We start from the raw sequence: 16354 nt of genomic DNA on the forward strand, positions 1-16354 counted from the left end.
GTGCCCGGCGGATCGTGGCCGCTCGCCATGTCTGGCGCAGCCCGGCGCCGGCCGGCCTGGCCCAACCCCGCCGGCATCAGCCCAGGCCCGCGGCTGTCAGCCCAGGCCCCGCGGCTGTCAGCCCAGGCCCCGCCGCTGTCAGCCCAGCTTCGCCGGCATCAGTCCTGCAAGCCAGCTCAGTCCTGCCAGCCCGGCTCGACCGGAGCCAGCTCAGCCCAGCCACACGGTTGAGCTGAGCCGGGCCGGGCCGGTCAGATCAGGTCCCAGCTGAGCGGGGTACCGCGCGGAACGTCGGTGGCGAAGGTGCGGCCCAGCACCCGGTCGATCTCCACCGGAGCCAGCCCACCGGCCGGCCGGATCGACCGGACGTTCCGTGCGGTCACCGGGTCGCCGGCCCGGACGTCCTCGACCACGAACAGCGAACGGCGGAACCGCAGCCCCTCCCGCTCCGCAGGGGTCGGGCCGATCGCGGTGCCACCCAGCGCCGCGTACGCGCGGCCCGACTCGGCGACCAGCGCCGTCAGCTCCGCCGGGTTCAGCGAGAAGTCCGAGTCGACGCCGCCGTCGGCCCGGTCCAGGGTCACGTGCTTCTCGATGAAGCAGGCGCCCAGCGCCACCGAGGCGACCGCCACGCCGATCCCGGGCGTGTGGTCGGAGAGCCCGACCGGGACGTCGAACGCGCCGGCCAGCACCGGCAGGCGGCGCAGGTTGCTGTCGGCGGGCGGCGCCGGGTAGGACGCGGTGCAGGCCAGCAGGACAATGCCCGCCGCGCCACCGTCGCGGGCTGTCCGCACGGCGGCGTCGATCTCGGCCACCGTCGCCATCCCGGTCGAGATCACCATCGGCTTGCCGGTGCTGGCCACCAGCCGGATCAGCGGCAGGTCCACCAGCTCCGAGGAAGCGATCTTGTACGCCGGCGCGTCCAGCGACTCCAGCAGCTCCACGGCGGTCGCGTCGAACGGTGACGAGAAGACCGTCAGCCCCCGCTCGCGGGCCCGGGCGAAGATCGGGGCGTGCCACTCGTACGGAGTGTGCGCCCGCTCGTAGAGGCGGTACAGGTTCTCCCCGCCCCACAGCTCGTGGCCGCTGGAGATGCGGAACGCCGGGGTGTCGACGTCGATCGTGATCGTGTCCGGCAGGTACGTCTGGAGCTTGAGCGCGTGCGCCCCGCTCTCGGCCACCGCGTCGACGATGGCCAGCGCCCGGTCCAGGTCGCCGTTGTGGTTACCGGACATCTCGGCGACCACGAAGGGTCGCTCCCCGGCACCGACCGCGTGCGGTCCGATCTTGATTGTCGCCGTCATTCCGACCTCTGCTCAGGTACGCCCGCACCTGGGTGCGGTGGTGCTGTCGTCGTCCACCCGACGGGCTGACGACCTGGAAAACTCCGGCGCCGGGAGCCGACGTGGCTCCCGGCGTGCGGTGCGGTGCGACGGGTCACGACAGGCGGCCGCCGGCCAGCGCGTCCGACCGGTCCGGGGTGACCTCGCCGGCCGTGTGCCCGGCGTCCGACGTGCTCGCGGGCGCCGCCGGTCGGGAAGGGTCGTCGTCGGCCGGCGGCGATCCGGTGCTCGCGTCGGCGCCACCGGCCGGGCCGGGCCGGCGCAACCGACCCGCGACCCGGTGCGCCTGCCGCAGCGCCGAGTACGCCAGCCAGTCACCGCGCCCCACCAGGCGGTGCTTGAGCCCGGTCACGCCCGAGGGCATCGGGTAGCCGCCGGTGGGCAGGTAGCGGCGGTAGTGCTCGGCGACCCGGTGGAAGAAGGCCCGCCGCAGGTGCGGGTGCAGCCGGTCGTCGTTGCCGACCACCACCAGGTAGTGGCTGATCATCAGCTGGAACAGCTCGGCCTGCAGGCCCTCGTCCGGGTACCGGCGGTTGACCCAGTCCATCAGCCGCTCGTACTGGCTGAACGCGTCGAAGTGCCGGCCGCTGCGGGTGGAGGTGATCGCGCCCTGGCGACCCTGCCGGTACAGGTAGCAGACCCGGTCCAGCACGGAGATCTTCTCCGCGCCGATCAGCAGGGGGTGGCTGAACGGGATGTCCTCGTACCAGCCGGGGAAGAAGCGCAGCTCCAGCTCGTCGAGGAAGGCTCGGCGTACCACCTTGTTCCACGCGGTGTGCTGCACCCCCAGCAGCTGCGGCTGGTCGGCCAGACGGGCCACGCCCGGTACCCCGCGCAGCAGGTGGCTGCTCGCGTCGACCTCCCGCCGGCCGTCCTCGTGCACCCGGAGGTGGTCCAGCATCAGCACGTCGGGCTGGTGCTCGCGCAGCCGGTCCAGCACCGCCGGGATCGTGCCCGGCGGCAGCCAGTCGTCGCTGTCGACGAACCAGACGTACCGGCCGGTGGCCACGTCGAGGCCCGCGTTGCGGGCCAGGCCCAGACCCACGTTCTTGCTCAGGTGTACGACGCGCACGCCGTCGCGGCCGGCGACGTAGGACCGCAGCATCGCACCGCAGCCGTCCGGGGAGGCGTCGTCGACGGCGATCAGCTCGACCGCGTCCGACTCACCCGCTGGGATGTCCGCCCGGATCGACTCGAGGCACTGGTACAGGTACGCCTCGACGCCGTAGACGGGCACGACGATGCTCAGCAGCGGCGCGTGCGTCGGCTCATTGACCACGTCGCCACCTTTGACGACGCGGGTGGCCAGCCCCGGAACCGCACGTGGCGAAGGACTGTGGAATCCCTGAACACCCGCGAAGCGGAAGGTTAACAACGGCCGCCCGGTTCACCCGGGAGTGACCCGGTAGGGTGCCTCGGTGCGGTCCTGTCGGGCCGTCGCGGGCGTCGCCGTCGCGCCGTCCGACGCCGCGCGCCGAGGAGGAGACGTACGTGCTGGTGACCCTGCGGAGCGTCGGGACCCCGGCATGACGAGCACCACCGACGCGCCGGCCGCGCCGCCCGCGCCCGCTGTGGCCCGGCTGCCCTCACTGACCGGGTTGCGGTGGATCGCCGCGTTGCTCGTCTTCGGCTTTCACGCCGGGACGATGCGGATCATCGCCGAGCCGGACTACAAGGCGGTGGTCGACGGGCTGTTCACCCTCGGCCTGTCCGGGGTGCAGTTCTTCTTCATCCTCAGCGGCTTCGTGCTGGTCTGGTCGGCCCGCCCGGGCGACTCCCGGGCAGCCTTCTGGCGGCGGCGGGTCGCGAAGATCTATCCGAACCACCTGGTGCTGTGGGCGGCCGCGCTCCTGGTCGCCTGGTGGTTCGCCGACCCCGTCCTGCCGGCGGCCGCCCTGGAGAACGTGCTGCTGTTGCAGGCGTGGGACCCCCGGCCGGGCTGGTTCTACAGCATCAACACGGTGAGCTGGTCGCTGTCCTGCGAGTTCTTCTTCTACCTGTGCCTGCCGCTGGCGCTGCCCCTGCTGCGCCGCGCCCGGCCGTCGGTGCTCTGGACGCTGATCATCGCGCTGCCGCTGCTGATCCTCGCGCTCTGGCCGGCGCAGCACCTGGTGCCCGAGGTCAGCCGCTGGTGGTTCACCCAGGTCTTCCCGCCGGTGCGGTCGCTGGAGTTCTGGCTGGGCGCGGTGGCGGCGGAACTGATGCTGCGCGGCCTCTGGCGCGGGCCGCGGCTGACGGCGGCCACCGCGATCTTCGTGGTCACCTGGGTGACCGCCGCGCAGTGGATCCCCGCCCAGTGGTGGACCACGCTTCTCGCCATCGCGTACCTGCTGGTGATCACCGCTGCCGCCGACGCGGACGTGCGGGGCCGGCGCTCGCCGTGGCGCTCCCGCCCGCTGATCTGGCTCGGCGAGGTCTCCTTCGCCTTCTACCTGGTGCACGTGCTGGTCATGACGAGCGTGCTGCGGCTCAGCGGCGACTGGGGGACCGGCTTCCGGGGCTGGCGCGGCCCTGCGGTGGTGCTCGGGTTCCTGCTGGTGAATCTGGTGCTCGCCGGGCTGCTGCACCGCTACGTCGAGACCCCGATGATGCGCCGGCTCGCGCCGCGCCGCCCGAAGCGGCCGTCGGCCGTCCCTCCACAGCGCACCGGCGACACCGACGACCGGGCCCCCGGCGCAGGCCGGACCGACGAACGATCGACGTACGCCGACTCGCGCTGACCCATCCGCCCAGGCCGGACGCGGTCGGCGCGGCGTGAGCCGACACGCCCGGCGTCGATGCGCACGGCCGCCGTCGGCGGTAGCGTGGGGACGTGCTTCCGGTCGCGCTCACCTGTCCCCTGTGGTGGGTGGCGCGCTGGGCGACACGGGTGCTGACCAGCCTCGCCGTCATCGCCGCCCTCGCGCTCGGCGCGACCACGGCCCTTCCGGGGTCGCCAACGCCAGCCGCCGCGGCGACGTCCGCAGTCGAGCCGCCCGCGTCGCCCGACCGACCCGCCGCCGTGACCAGCACCGGGCCCGCGACGTCCATCGTCGACGACGACCAGACCGCCGCCCGCGACAGCGCCGCCCAGGAGCGGGCAGCCCGCGACAGCGCCGCCGTTGACGAGTCCGCCGCCGTTGACGAGTCCGCCGCGGCGTGGTCCGCCGACCCGCAGCCCGCGCTGCACGACACTTCGCGCACCCTGGTCGCCACGTCGACCGGTGTGACGCCGGGGCGGGCGGTCTCCGAGCGGTCACCCCGCGCCGACAACCCGGCCGCCCGCGCTCCCCGGGCCCCACCGGAGCACCCAGTCACTGCGGGTCGCTGACCGCGCACCGGCTCCTGACCCGCACCGGGCCACTGACCTCCGCGCCGGCCACTGACCACCGCACCGGCTGCTGAGCCGCCTCGCCGCAGCGCCGAGGCCCCGAGCCGAGCGTCCCGCCAAAGCACCTGTCGACACACCAGTCCGTACCGGCCGACCCGCGGGTCACCGACCCTCGTGCGGCTTCCCCGTCGCAACGCGCATTCTCCCGAGGTGCCGCCCATGGAGACCGTCGTCTTCTACCAGTTCCTGACCGAGGTGCCCCAGGCCGCCGCCATCTGGTCGGCCCTGTTCCTGCTGGCGCTGACCGTTCTCGCCGTGCTGGTCGCCCGCCCGGAGCCGGACTCGACCGCCTCCGAGCCGATGCCGCCGCCGCCCACCGCCCAGGAGGTGGCCGCCGCCGAACTCGCCGACCTGCGCCGCTACGCCGAAGAGGTGGCCGTGGCCGCGGCCCGCGCGGCGCAGACGGCCCGGCGACGACGCGCTGACTGGCTGATCACTCAGGAAGAGGCGCAGGCCGCCTGGTCCCGGTACGACGAGGCGGACACCGCAGCCCGTCGGGTCGCCACCGCCGGGGCGCTGCCGACCCCACGTACCCCGCACACCCCGGCCGAGTACGCGGCCCGGGAGCGCTACCTGCACCGTGCCGCGATGGCGGCGCACTGGCGCGGCGAGTTGACCATGATTCAGCTCGGTGACGTGTTCGGGCACCGGCGCGGCTGGGATCCCCGCCGGCACCCGGTCGAGCAGGAGGTGCTGCTCACCCGGGCGATCCGTGACGCGAGGCTGGCCGACCACCGGGCCGCCGACGAGCGGGAGCGGTCGGCCTGGCGGGACGCGGAGCTGGCCGCCGAGTCGGCACGCACGCTCGCCGAGGAGGCGTACGCGGCGGCGGTCCGGTTGTGGCCGAACCCGCTGCCGTCGCGCCGTACGACGACCCGGGCGTCGCGTTCGGCGGTCGTGACACGCTGGCGTCCGGCCCGGGTCGGTTGAGCCCGATCTGTTATGTGAGGCCCGTCACGGACGATGGAAATCGGGCGACCGGCACCATCGGCGGCCAATGTTCGCGCGATTGTGGCGGCGTTGCCGGCAGCCTGTCCGGTTGTCGCCCGTCGGCGCCTCCGGAACCGGTTGTCCCATCGAGTCACGTCAGCGGCAATACGCGCAGAAATTGGTGCGCCAAACGATGTTTACGCAGGTGGGCGTGGCTTGGCAGGGTCCGCACCGGCCAGTACTGTCGTGCTGTCCGGTGCGGTAACCGATCGCAGGAGGCGACGCCGTGCCGACCCGCTCAATCGTGATCTACGAACCGGGGACCCACAGTAAGTCCGGGGTGAATCCGCGAGCCACGGCCCGCGGTAGGGCGATCTTCCCGCCCGAATCCGTCAGCTAACCCGGTAGGCGGTGACGGAAGGAGTTCCATCCTCGTGCAGCACCTTTCCACCCCTCGGTTGTTCCCCCGCCTCCACGGCGTCGCGGCGCCCCCGCTCATCCGCCTTGTGACGGTGAGCTGACCCCCCGGGTCGCCGCCTTTCCCGCCCGGCCGCGCCGGGCGTTCCCCTGAGCGGTTCACCATCCGCGGACCACGGTTCGCGCGCTGGCGCCTGCCCGGATACCGGCCGAGCCCGGTGTGCCGCTCACCCCCCGAACCGTGGAGGACCCCGTGAAGCACACCCTGCAGCGTCAGCTCCGTCGCCTCGCGACCGAGCGCCCGTACCAGATCGTCGCGGCCTCCGCCGCGGCCCTCGCGATCGCCACCACGACCGGCGCCCTGCTCGCCGGCGCCGACGGCGCCCCGGCCAGCGAGCACACCGCGACCACAGTCGCCGAGATGCGCAGCGACACCATCGCGTCCCGCGACCAGGCGCGCGTCGCGTCCCCCTCGGCCGCGCCGAGCACTGCCGCCCCGGCCACCAGCGCCGCGTCGCCCGCCGCGAAGGCCACGAGCAACCCGGACCTCACCCGTAAGCCGACGCCGCCGAAGCCGCCCGCGACCAAGGTGCTCGACTACGACTACGAGGCGCAGAACACGTACTACAACTGCGGCCCGGCGGCCACCCGCAACGCCCTCAGCGCCACCGGCATCGACCGTACGCAGGAGGAGCTCGGCGCCGAGCTGGGCACCACCGAGATGGGCACCAACTCGGCCGAGGACACCACCCGGGTGCTCAACGCCGAGGTGAAGGGTTCCCCGTACCAGACCCGGATGTTTGCGGGCACGCCCAGCCCGGCGCAGATGGACCGCCTCCAGGCCGACGTCGTCAAGGCCATCACCGACGGCCGGGGCGTGGTGGCCAACGTCGTCGGCGACGCGACCGACACCAATGGCGGCTGGCACTCCTACGGCGGTGGGCACTACATCGCCGTCGTGGGCTACAAGGACAACGGCCGGACCGTGCGGATCGCCGACTCGGCGAACGCGGCCGACCCGGCGTACTGGATCACCACGATCGACCTGGCCAACTGGATCGCCACCCGGGGCTACTCCGCCTGACCCAGGCGCTGACGCCCACGACGCCGCGGGCGCCGTCCCCCACGAGGGGCCGGCGCCCGCGGCGTCTCGCGTCGATGCCGATGACGGCTCTCGTACCGGGCCACGAACCGTGGGAGACTGCGGCCGTGGTGGACGAATCGGTTGGTCACGCCGGTCGCGGGCCGGTCCTGCTGCTGCTGCACGGCATGGGAGCGACGGGCGACGTGTGGCTGCCCTGGGCGCCACTGCTGGAGCAGCACTGGCCAGGGCGGTGGTTGGCGCCGGATCTCGCCGGCCACGGCTGGTCGGCCCCGCTGTCGTCGTACTCCTTCGCGGGTCTGGCCCAGCGGATCGCACAGGGCCTGGCCTTCGACGACCGCATCGTGGTGCTCGGCCACTCGCTGGGTGGGGTGGTCGGCCTGGCGCTGGCGGCCCGCGACGCCGGGCTGCCGGTGGACGCGGTGGTCGGGTTGGGCATCAAGGCGGTCTGGTCACCCGCCGAGCTGGCCCGGGCCGCGGAGCTCGCCGCCCGCCCGCTCGGTTGGTTCGCCAGCCGCACCGAGGCCGCCCGCCGCTACCTGCGGGTCGCCGGCCTCACCGGGCTGGTCCCCCCGGACCACCCGATGGTGGACGCCGGCCTGCGCCAGGTCGACGGCCGGTGGCGGCTCGCGATGGACACGAGCGCGTTCGCCGTCGGCCAGCCCGACCTGACCGCGCTGCTGGCGGCGACCGACGTGCCGGTGGTGCTGGCACGCGGCGAGCACGACCCGATGGTCACCGACGCGCAGCTCAAGGAGTACGGCGTGCCGGTCGCCACGCTGCCCGGTCTCGGCCACAACGCGCACCTGGAGGACCCGGCCGCCGTGCTGGCGCTGCTGGACGCCTACCGCTGAGCTGCTAGACCGGTGCTGACGTGGCCAGGTTCTCCGCCGGCGCCAGCTCTCGGCGCGCTGCCGTCAGGAAAGCCTCGGCGTACGACTCGGCGGGGAAGTCACCCAGGTAGCGGCGGCGGGTGGCCCAGCGCTCCTCGGCCAGCGGGTCGGTGTCCAGCAGCGCGGTGAGTACGGCGTCCACATTCGACATGTCGCGCCGCAGCACGTAACCCGACCCGGCCAACGGGAAACGGTCGGTGAACCGGTCGCCCTCGTCGCCCATGTCGGTCACGGCGTACGGCTTGCCGGAGTAGAGGTAGTCCGAGATCACGCCGGACACGTCGGAGACCAGCGCGTCCGAGCGGTTGACGCACTCGGTCAGGCTCAGCTCCCGGGCCGCCGCGCTGAAGACGTGCTGCCGTCCGCTGCGGGCCCGGTCGGCGGCCAGCAGCTCGGTCAGCCGGCCCAACTGGCGTGCCGACGCCGGGTTCTGCGCCGTGTACGGGTGGGCCCGCAGGATCACCGTGGCACCGCGCTCCAGCAGCCGTCGCAGCAGCTCCTCGGCCACCGGCAGCGAGCAGTAGTCGGCGTCGGCGTGGTGCCCGGTCCAGGTCGGGGTGTAGAGCACCGTCGGGCTCGCGAGGCCGCGCGCCGGCTCCCGGCGTACGTCGATCGACTCGACCTGCGGGCGGCCCACCACCACGAACTTGTCCGCCGGGATCCGCACCCCGGCACGGGCGTACCGGTCGATCGCCGCCGGACCGGCCACGAAGATCCGGTCGAAGATCCCCGAGACCGGGTTGGCGCTCGGCGCCTTGTCGCTGTCGCCGTGGTGCAGCTGGATGTGGGTGAGCTGGGTGAACCGGACGCAGTGGCTGTTCTTCGCCCCGTGGTTGACGTAGAACGCCACCCGCAGGCTCGGCACCAGCGCCTCGTCGATCGCCCGCAGGGTGGGGCAGTAGACCACCGGCGCGTCGGTGGCCGCGGCGATGGGCGCCAGGAACTCCGGCTCGCGCACCAGGACCAGGAACGGCCTGCCGATCCGCTCCAGGTACGGCAGCCACATGGTGACCTGGTATTCCGAGCCGGGCGGCGCGGAGAAGTAGAGCAGGAACTCCGGCTGGTGCCGGCGCAGCGCGCGGGCCACCGGCCCACCGCCGCCGGTGGGCCGGAACCGCCGCCGGGCCAGATCCAGCGCTACCGCCCCGGCGCCGGCGCCCACCAGCAGGCTGACGACGAGCGCCACGGCGGCGGGCAGGGTCAGCGCGGCGGCGAGGGCCCCTGCCGCGAGCAGCCCCAACAGGGCGACGCCGAGCCGGTCGGCGATCAGCGGGGTCCAGGCCCGTACCGGCAGGTTGGCCGCCCGGACCTCCAGGTTGCCGGCGGTCCGCAGCGGCCCCACCAGGAGCACCAGCCCCAGCAGGACCAGCGCCGTGGCGGCCAGCGCCGGGTCGAACCCGTCGTCGAGTCGCCGGGAGTAGCCGACCAGGACCGCCGCGGCGATCAGCGCCGTCTCGGCGACCAGGTCAGCGCCGGGCCGGATCCGCTGCTCGGCGGCCGCCGCGGCCAGCGCCGCGACGGCCAGCGCCAGCCCCCACCCGGTGGCGCCGGTCAGCGCCACCACGACGAACGCCAGCACCGCCAGACCGACGCTCAGGCACCGGGCAAGCAGCTTTCGGACCAGGTCACCACGCATGTCGTTCCGTTCGCCGCCGTCGGAGTTCCGTCGCCCGCGTCAGCTCGCGGAGGTCACGGCCGGCGCCGCCTCGGCCCGCGCCGATTGAGCCGGCACCGACGGACCGTCACCGGGCGCCCGGCGTACGTCGATGACCTGACCGGTCAGGTCGGAGATCAGCACGTCCAGCGACGACTGGGCGACGGCCTCCGCGGCGAGCAGGGTGTTCTCCGGCTCCTCGCCGAACGCCCGGGTCCGCATCGGGGTGGCCGTCCGCTCCGGGTTGATGCAGTTGACCCGGACGCCCACGTCGGCCCACTCGTCGGCAAGCGCCTGGGTCAGGTTGACCAGGGCGGCCTTGGTGGCCGAGTAGAGCGCGTAGCGGGCCCGACCCCGGGTGTACGAGCTGGAGGTGTAGAGCAGCAGCTGGCCCTTGGTCTGCTGGAGGTACGGCAGGGCCTGCCGGGCGATGGTCACCGGACCGACGAAGTTGACCTGCAACACCCGGTCCATCGTCTCCTCGTCCATCTCGGCCAGGGCGCCCTTCTCCAGGATCCCGGCGGTGACGACCACGTGGTCGATCCGGCCGGTGGCCTCGAAGGCGGTCGTCAGCGCGGCCTCGACGTCCTCGGCGCGCTCCACGTGGGTGCCAGTGGTGGAGCGGCTGAACGGGAAGACCTGCGCGCCGTAGCGCCGGGCCAGCTCGGTCAGCTCGTGGCCGATGCCGTAGCTGCCGCCGAACACCACGATGGTGCGGCCGGTCAGCTCCTCGCTGTAGCTGCGGTGGTCGGTCAGCCGGGGCGCCTGCGCCGCGGCGAGCTGGAAGAGCTTGTCCGCCAGGTGCACGTCGACCGGGTGGGTGACCTTGATGTTCTCGTCCGAGCCGTCGATCACCTTGATCGGGGTGCCCGGCAGGTAGCGCAGCACCACGCCGCAGTCGTCGGTGGACGCGAAGTCGGGGTCACCCTCGGCGATCCGGTACGCCTCGCGGATGGTGGGGGAGCGGAACGCCTGCGGGGTCTGTCCCCGGCGCAGCCGGGAGCGCACCGGGATGTCGGTGATGCAGTCGTTCTCGTCCACCTGGATGATCGTGTCGGCGGAGGGGATGGCGACGTCGACGGCGTCGTAGGTCCACAGCGCGTTCACGCACTCGCGGACGATCCGGCCGCTGAGCAGCGGGCGAACCGCGTCGTGGAAGAGGATGTTGCAGTCGGCCGGGCCGACCGCGTCCAGCGCGATCCGGGTGGTCGCGTTGCGGGTGTCGCCACCCTCGATCACCTTCGTGACCTTGCGCAGGCCGGCCTTCTCGACGATCTGCCGGGCGTCCTCGACGTGGCCGGTGGCCATCAGCACGATGATCTCGTCGATCTCCGGAGCGGCCTCGAAGACGGCCAGGGTGTGCTCGATGATCGGCTTACCGGCGATCTTCAGCAGCTGCTTGGGGATGCCGAGGCCCAGCCGGGTCCCGGTGCCGCCGGCCAGCACCACGGCCACTGTCCGCGAGGGCCGCCACGGTGCGGGGGTCTCCGTTGCGGCGTCCGGGCCAGTGGTCTGGTCCTGCGTCATTGCCGGATCCTCACTCTCAGAATTGCGTTAACGGAAGGTTCCGCCCGAGCGGCGACGGAATGAACCTTAACGCGCGGACCGCGCCGCCCCAATGCGGGCGACGCGGTCCTGGTGCCGTGTCGATGCCGGAGGTTGGCCGGCACTCTACTTGCTGTTCGCGTACGCCTCGTATGCGCGGATGACCTCGTCGGTGGGGCCGTCCATCCGGAGAACGCCCGATTCCAGCCAGATCGTCCGTTCGCAGGTGTCACGCACGGACGAGAGTTGGTGGCTGACCAGGAACACCGTGCCGGCGCCCTCGCGCAGCTCGCGTACCCGCTGCTCGCTGCGCTTGCGGAAGCCCTTGTCGCCGGTGGCGAGCGCCTCGTCGATGAGCAGCACGTCGTGCCTCTTGGCGGCGGCGATGGAGAACCGCAGGCGGGCCGCCATCCCGGAGGAGTACGTGCGCATCGGCAGGCTGGCGAAGTCGCCCCGCTCGTTGATCCCGGAGAAGTCGATGATGCCCGCGGCCTGCTTGGCCACCTCGTCGGGGTGCATGCCCATCGCCAGGCAGCCCAGGACGACGTTGCGCTCGCCGGACAGGTCGTTGAGCAGCGCGGCGTTCACGCCGAGCAGCGACGGCTGCCCCTGGGTGTGGATCGCGCCCCGGTTGACCGGCAGCAGGCCGGCGATGGCCCGCAGGATGGTGGACTTGCCGGAGCCGTTGCTGCCGATCAGCCCGATCGCCTCGCCCCGGTACGCGGTGAACGAGACGCCCTTGACCGCGTGCACCTCCCGGACGTTCGGCGCGTTGGTGCGCTTGACCAGCCGGCGCAGCGCGGCCACCGGAGTGGTGCCACCGGTGGCACCCTGGTGGACCCGGTAGATGATGTGTGCGTCGTCCACCACCACGGTGGGGATCCGCTCCTGCGCCAGCACGGGCAGGGACACGGTCGCCTCGTCGGCGGCCCGCAGGGAATCAACCACGGCCGTACTCCTGTTCGCCGCGCCAGAAGTAGATGTAGCCACCGATGCCGGCCACCAACGCCCACCCGGCGGCGACCAGCCAGAGCTGGGTCAGCGACTCGTTGAGCATCGGCGGCTCGTCCAGCAGCGCGTAGCGCGCCAGCTCGATGTAGACCAGCAGCGGGTTGAACTGGACCAGCGTCGCCGCCCAGCCGGGCAGCCGCGCGAAGAGGCTGACGCTGTAGAGCACGCCGGAGCCGTACATCCAGGTACGCATGAGGAACGGCATGACCTGCTTGAGGTCGCTCGCCTTGGAGCCCAGCCGGGCGACGATCAGCACCACGCCGGCGTTGAACACCGCTTGGAGCAGCAGGGCCGGCACCAGCACCAGCCATTTCCAGGTGATCGACTCGCCGGTGACCAGCACGATCCCGATCAGCACCACCATCGAGGCGAGCAGTTGCTGGAACTGGGTCACCGTGGTGGACAGCGGCAGGCTGGCCCGAGGGAAGTGCAGGGCCCGGATCAGCCCGAGATTTCCGCTGATCGACTGGGTGCCCGCCAGCACCGCGCTCTGGGTGAAGTTGAAGATGAACAGGCCGGTGGTCAGGTAGCCGATGAAGTTCGGGATCCGGTCGTTCTGTCCCAGCACCACCCCGAAGATCAGGTAGTAGACCGCGGCGTTGGTCAGCGGGGTGAGCACCTGCCAGAGCTGGCCCAGCTTGGCGTTGCTGTACGAGGCGACCAGCTTGGCGTTGGCGTACGCGGCGATGAAGTGCCGGTAGGCCCAGAGTCGGCGGCTGTACTCGGCGAGGGTGGGTCGCTCACCGGCGACCCGTAGCCCGTGCCGAGCGGCCAGCTGCGCCTGGGTCAGGCCCGTGTCGGGGTCGACCAGCGCGGTGGTGGCCATGGAAATGGCGCTCCGATCTTTCGTGCAGACGGGTTGCTCGCGACGATGGAATCCTAGTGGGAAGGGTGCGCGGGGCGCCGCCTCGCCGCTGCGTGGACAGTAGTCCGAAACACGTCGGGACGCAACCGTAGCGTCGTTGCGCTACTGTAGTGGGCGTGACCTGCGAGAAGAGTCCATGGTGACGACCGAGAAGAGGCGTGTCCCGGCCGGCGCTGCGGTGCTGCGCGACGAGATCACCACGGCCATCCGGCGGGCGCTCATGCAGGAGCTCGCCGCGGTCGGCTACGGCCGGCTCTCCATCGAGGCGGTGGCCCGCCGGGCCGGCGTCAGCAAGACGGCGATCTACCGACGGTGGAGTTCGAAGCTGGACCTGGTGGTGGAGATCGTCGCCGCCGCGGCGCACGGCAAGCTGCCGGTGCTGGACACCGGCACTCTGCGCGGCGACCTCGCGCTGCTGTTCCAGGCGGTGGCGCACGCGCTGCGCCACCCCCTGGCCTCGCAGATCATCCCGGACCTGCTGGCCGAGGCCGCCCGCAACCCGGCCATCGAGGAGACCCTGCGTCAGGTGCTGCACGCCCGCCAGCAGGAGATCGGCGGCCGCCTGGTCACCCGCGCCGTGCAGCGCGGCGAGCTGCCCGCCGACACCGACCCGGACGCCGCCGTCGACCTCATCGTCGGCCCGCTCTACTGGCGGCTCGCCATCGCCCGGCTGCCGCTGACCGACAGCTACCTGGACAACCTGGTCGAATCCGTGGCCGCCGGGCTCGGCGCGACCAGCTCCGTACCGCTGCCCAGGGCGGCGCCGATTCCTGGCTGACCGAGCCCACGACACCACTCGCAGCGGGGCCGGCCGCGCCGCCCTCCTCCGCTAGGCTGCCCACTTGACACCCGGCCGTCACGAAACCGACATCCGTTTTTCGCCCCCACATCCGCCTGACGAGAAGGACGCCCGTGGCCAACGTCGACAGCATCGCCGTCGCGCCCACTGACCCGGACCCGACGCCGCGCCCCGAACAGGTGTCCCGGCTGGGCCAGGGCCCCGACCGGAACCCCGCCGCCCGGGTACGCGCCCTGGTGGCCGCCGCCCCGGCGCTGCTCACCGATGGGGCCGTGGTCGCGTTCGCGCTCTTCACCGTGCTTTACCACGCGGCGTTCCTGGCGGATCTGCGTCCGTCGGTGACCTTCCGGATCTGGCTGGTCGCCTGTGTGCTGGTCGCTGTCGGGGCCGTGCTGCGCGCCCGCCGGCGCCCCGGAGGGATCTTCGGCGAGGAGGAACGGCCCGAGCCGGTCGAATCGGCCGACCCGCAGCCTCCCGTCGACCGCCGTCTGCTGATCGGCGTGCTCGTCGCTGCCGCGGTGGCCGCGGTCACCGCCGGAGTGGCGGGAACCGGTGCGGCCGTCACCTGGTGGATTCCGGCGGTAGCCGGCCTGCTCGCCGCGACCGGTGGGATCCTGCTGCTGCGTCGGGTCTGGCTGAGCGGCCCAACGTCCTCCTCGGTCGCGCCGATGCCCACGGCATCGCAGTCGGCGTACGCGCTCGTCATCTCGGTGCTGGTCGGAATCTCCTCGTTCTTCCTGGCCCGCAACACTCCCGACGACGTCTACTACGTCGGAAAATCAGTCTGGATCGCCGAGCGGGACCTCATCCCGCTCAACGACTTCCTGTTCTCCGAGAACGTCCTGCCGGCGATGGGTTCGCAGCCTCCGATCCCCTCGATCGAGGTGTTCGACGGCGCGCTCGCCCACGTCTTCGGCATCCACGGTGCTTCGGCCACCTGGTACGTGGCGCTACCGATCATGGCGGTCCTGGCGGTGCTCGCGCTGTGGCGACTGACCCACCGGTGGGCGCCGCGTCGACCCGTGCTCGCCTTCACGGTGGCCGTCGCGTACCTGTACCTGGTCGCCGGCGGGGACGCCGCGCTGGGCACGTTCCACCTGCCCCGGCTCTACGAGGGCAAGGGCATGTTCGTGTCGGCCGTCATCCCGCTGATGTGGCTCTACCTGACCGAGTGGTTCGACAACCGCTCCCGGCGCAGCCTGTTCCTCATCGTGGCGCTCTCGATCACCGCCATCGGCCTCACCACCACCGCCGCGATCATCCTGCCGATGCTGGTCGGCGCCGCCGGGTTCGCCATGTTGCTGGTCGGGCGCTGGAAGGCCGCGGTGGTGGCCGGGGTGGCGGCCCTCGCGTACCCGATCGGCTCGCTCGTGGTGTCCCGTCTGCTGCTCGGCGGGCTGACCGCGGACGGCGCGGACGACGCCTTCTTCGACGCGGCGTACACCTACAAGCGGACCCTGCTGTTCGGCGTGGTCGGCGTGATCTCCGGACTGGCTCTCTGGTGCGGCCCGCTGCTGGCCCGTCGACGTACGCCCGCGCTGCTCACCGCAGGTGCGACCGCGGCCCTGAGCGTGCTGTTCGTCCCCGGGGTGTTGGAGGCGTTGAGCGCGCTCAGCGGCATTTCCGTGGTGCTGTGGCGGGTGCCGTGGCTGCTCGCCCTGCCGACACTGATCGGGCTGCTCTGTACGGTCCGGGTGCCGGCGCCCACGCCGGTGCTGCGTCGCGCCGCGGCGGGTGGGATCGCGGTGCTGCTGGTCGCCTCGTTCGCTCTCTTCGCCACCCCGATGTGGTCCGCGAAGAGTTGGGTCGATGTGCACGAGCGGCCCACCTGGAAGCTGCCGCAGCAACGCCAGTCGATCGCCTTCTGGATCAAGGGCTTGGACCGGCCCCCGGGCCTGCTGCTCGCGCCGAAGACCATCATGCGCGCCTCCCTGGTCGTCACCAGCCAGGTCCGGGTCGTCCTTCCGCGCGACTTCTATCTCGTTGAGTACGATCTCAACTCCCAGTTCGCCAAGGACCGGCTGCTGCTCGCGGGCTTCGCCGACGGCGCCACCACCCCGACGTCGACCGAACTCGCGTCAGCGCTCGACCGGCTGGACGTGGGCACCATCTGTGTCTACAACGGAAACCAGTACGCCCGTGAGATGGCACCACAGCTCGGCTACCAGGAGTTCGCCAAGCGTCGGGGACCCGGGGCCATGACCTGTTTTCGGCGGGTCGGCTGAGCACCCGGTCCGCTGAGCGGCCCGTGCGTCGTCCTGGGGTGGTACGCGGACGGCCGGTGCGTTGACCGAAATGTGCGCCCGATACCCGAGCGACACCGCTGGGTCCGTTCGCGTTAAGGTCGCAGTCACCACTACCGCCCGCCGCACGGGGTCTGGATCACCACATCTGTGGCCGGCCGCTCCTGGTGCGCGGTAGGCCA

13 protein-coding genes and 1 riboswitch are annotated in these 16354 nt (G+C 72.3%); of the genes, 7 read left to right on the forward strand and 6 right to left on the reverse strand.

Annotation, left to right across the window (positions count from 1 at the left end; translation table 11 throughout):
• Positions 1 to 251: 251 nt before the first annotated feature.
• Both pseI and ACFYPH_RS14245 read right to left on the reverse strand, forming a co-directional pair.
• Positions 252 to 1304: a pseudaminic acid synthase gene (gene pseI, locus ACFYPH_RS14240; protein WP_387181820.1), complete on the reverse strand. Its 1053-nt coding sequence runs from the start codon at positions 1302 to 1304 to the stop codon at positions 252 to 254.
• 133 nt (positions 1305 to 1437) lie between these two features.
• The gene (locus ACFYPH_RS14245; protein ID WP_387181823.1) at positions 1438 to 2622 is read right to left on the reverse strand and encodes a glycosyltransferase family 2 protein; all 1185 of its coding nucleotides are present in this window, start codon (positions 2620 to 2622) and stop codon (positions 1438 to 1440) included.
• Positions 2623 to 2869: 247 nt separating this feature from the next.
• On the opposite strand from ACFYPH_RS14245, the gene ACFYPH_RS14250 reads away from it, so the two are divergent.
• The 5 genes from ACFYPH_RS14250 to ACFYPH_RS14270 all read left to right on the forward strand — a co-directional run bounded on the left by ACFYPH_RS14250 (position 2870) and on the right by ACFYPH_RS14270 (position 8016).
• Complete coding sequence (locus tag ACFYPH_RS14250; protein WP_363940655.1) at positions 2870 to 4063, forward strand: acyltransferase; 1194 nt, start codon at positions 2870 to 2872, stop codon at positions 4061 to 4063.
• A 92-nt stretch (positions 4064 to 4155) separates the two neighbouring features.
• A complete protein-coding gene (locus ACFYPH_RS14255; protein ID WP_387181826.1) occupies positions 4156 to 4653 on the forward strand; it encodes a hypothetical protein in 498 nt (165 codons plus the stop codon).
• Between the two features lie 219 nt (positions 4654 to 4872).
• Entirely contained in the window at positions 4873 to 5643 is a 771-nt protein-coding gene (locus ACFYPH_RS14260) for a hypothetical protein (RefSeq protein WP_387181828.1), read from the forward strand.
• A gap of 285 nt (positions 5644 to 5928) precedes the next feature.
• Positions 5929 to 6069: riboswitch (cyclic di-AMP (ydaO/yuaA leader) on the forward strand.
• A 232-nt stretch (positions 6070 to 6301) separates the two neighbouring features.
• Positions 6302 to 7144, forward strand: coding sequence for a C39 family peptidase (locus ACFYPH_RS14265; protein WP_354855116.1), 843 nt, complete (start codon positions 6302 to 6304; stop codon positions 7142 to 7144).
• Positions 7145 to 7269: 125 nt separating this feature from the next.
• Positions 7270 to 8016, forward strand: coding sequence for an alpha/beta hydrolase (locus ACFYPH_RS14270; protein ID WP_354862087.1), 747 nt, complete (start codon positions 7270 to 7272; stop codon positions 8014 to 8016).
• Positions 8017 to 8020: 4 nt separating this feature from the next.
• On the opposite strand, the gene ACFYPH_RS14275 is transcribed toward ACFYPH_RS14270, so the two are convergent.
• From ACFYPH_RS14275 to ACFYPH_RS14290, 4 genes are all read right to left on the reverse strand, one after another.
• A complete protein-coding gene (locus tag ACFYPH_RS14275; RefSeq protein WP_387181832.1) occupies positions 8021 to 9691 on the reverse strand; it encodes a CDP-glycerol glycerophosphotransferase family protein in 1671 nt (556 codons plus the stop codon).
• A gap of 39 nt (positions 9692 to 9730) precedes the next feature.
• Positions 9731 to 11236 (reverse strand): D-ribitol-5-phosphate cytidylyltransferase, encoded by a 1506-nt coding sequence (locus tag ACFYPH_RS14280; RefSeq protein WP_387181835.1) that lies wholly within the window; start codon positions 11234 to 11236, stop codon positions 9731 to 9733.
• A gap of 144 nt (positions 11237 to 11380) precedes the next feature.
• Positions 11381 to 12190 (reverse strand): ABC transporter ATP-binding protein, encoded by an 810-nt coding sequence (locus ACFYPH_RS14285; protein ID WP_354862102.1) that lies wholly within the window; start codon positions 12188 to 12190, stop codon positions 11381 to 11383.
• Positions 12191 to 12194: 4 nt separating this feature from the next.
• Positions 12195 to 13091 (reverse strand): ABC transporter permease, encoded by an 897-nt coding sequence (locus ACFYPH_RS14290; RefSeq protein ID WP_354862092.1) that lies wholly within the window; start codon positions 13089 to 13091, stop codon positions 12195 to 12197.
• A 217-nt stretch (positions 13092 to 13308) separates the two neighbouring features.
• On the opposite strand from ACFYPH_RS14290, the gene ACFYPH_RS14295 reads away from it, so the two are divergent.
• Positions 13309 to 13908, forward strand: a complete 600-nt coding sequence (locus ACFYPH_RS14295) for a TetR/AcrR family transcriptional regulator (RefSeq protein ID WP_354862104.1) — start codon at positions 13309 to 13311, stop codon at positions 13906 to 13908.
• Between the two features lie 134 nt (positions 13909 to 14042).
• Entirely contained in the window at positions 14043 to 16154 is a 2112-nt protein-coding gene (locus tag ACFYPH_RS14300; protein ID WP_354862093.1) for a DUF6077 domain-containing protein, read from the forward strand.
• Positions 16155 to 16354: the final 200 nt, after the last annotated feature.

Source organism: Micromonospora sp. NPDC005252, assembly GCF_042872475.1.
Classification (GTDB): Bacteria; Actinomycetota; Actinomycetes; order Mycobacteriales; family Micromonosporaceae; genus Micromonospora.

Coding starts and splice junctions, on each gene's coding strand:
- ACFYPH_RS14280 (WP_387181835.1), bottom strand. CDS start 11,236: ATGACGCAGGACCAGACCACTGGCCCGGACGCCGCAACGGAGACCCCC.
- ACFYPH_RS14275 (WP_387181832.1), bottom strand. CDS start 9,691: ATGCGTGGTGACCTGGTCCGAAAGCTGCTTGCCCGGTGCCTGAGCGTC.
- ACFYPH_RS14290 (WP_354862092.1), bottom strand. CDS start 13,091: ATGGCCACCACCGCGCTGGTCGACCCCGACACGGGCCTGACCCAGGCG.
- pseI (WP_387181820.1), bottom strand. CDS start 1,304: ATGACGGCGACAATCAAGATCGGACCGCACGCGGTCGGTGCCGGGGAG.
- ACFYPH_RS14260 (WP_387181828.1), top strand. CDS start 4,873: ATGGAGACCGTCGTCTTCTACCAGTTCCTGACCGAGGTGCCCCAGGCC.
- ACFYPH_RS14250 (WP_363940655.1), top strand. CDS start 2,870: ATGACGAGCACCACCGACGCGCCGGCCGCGCCGCCCGCGCCCGCTGTG.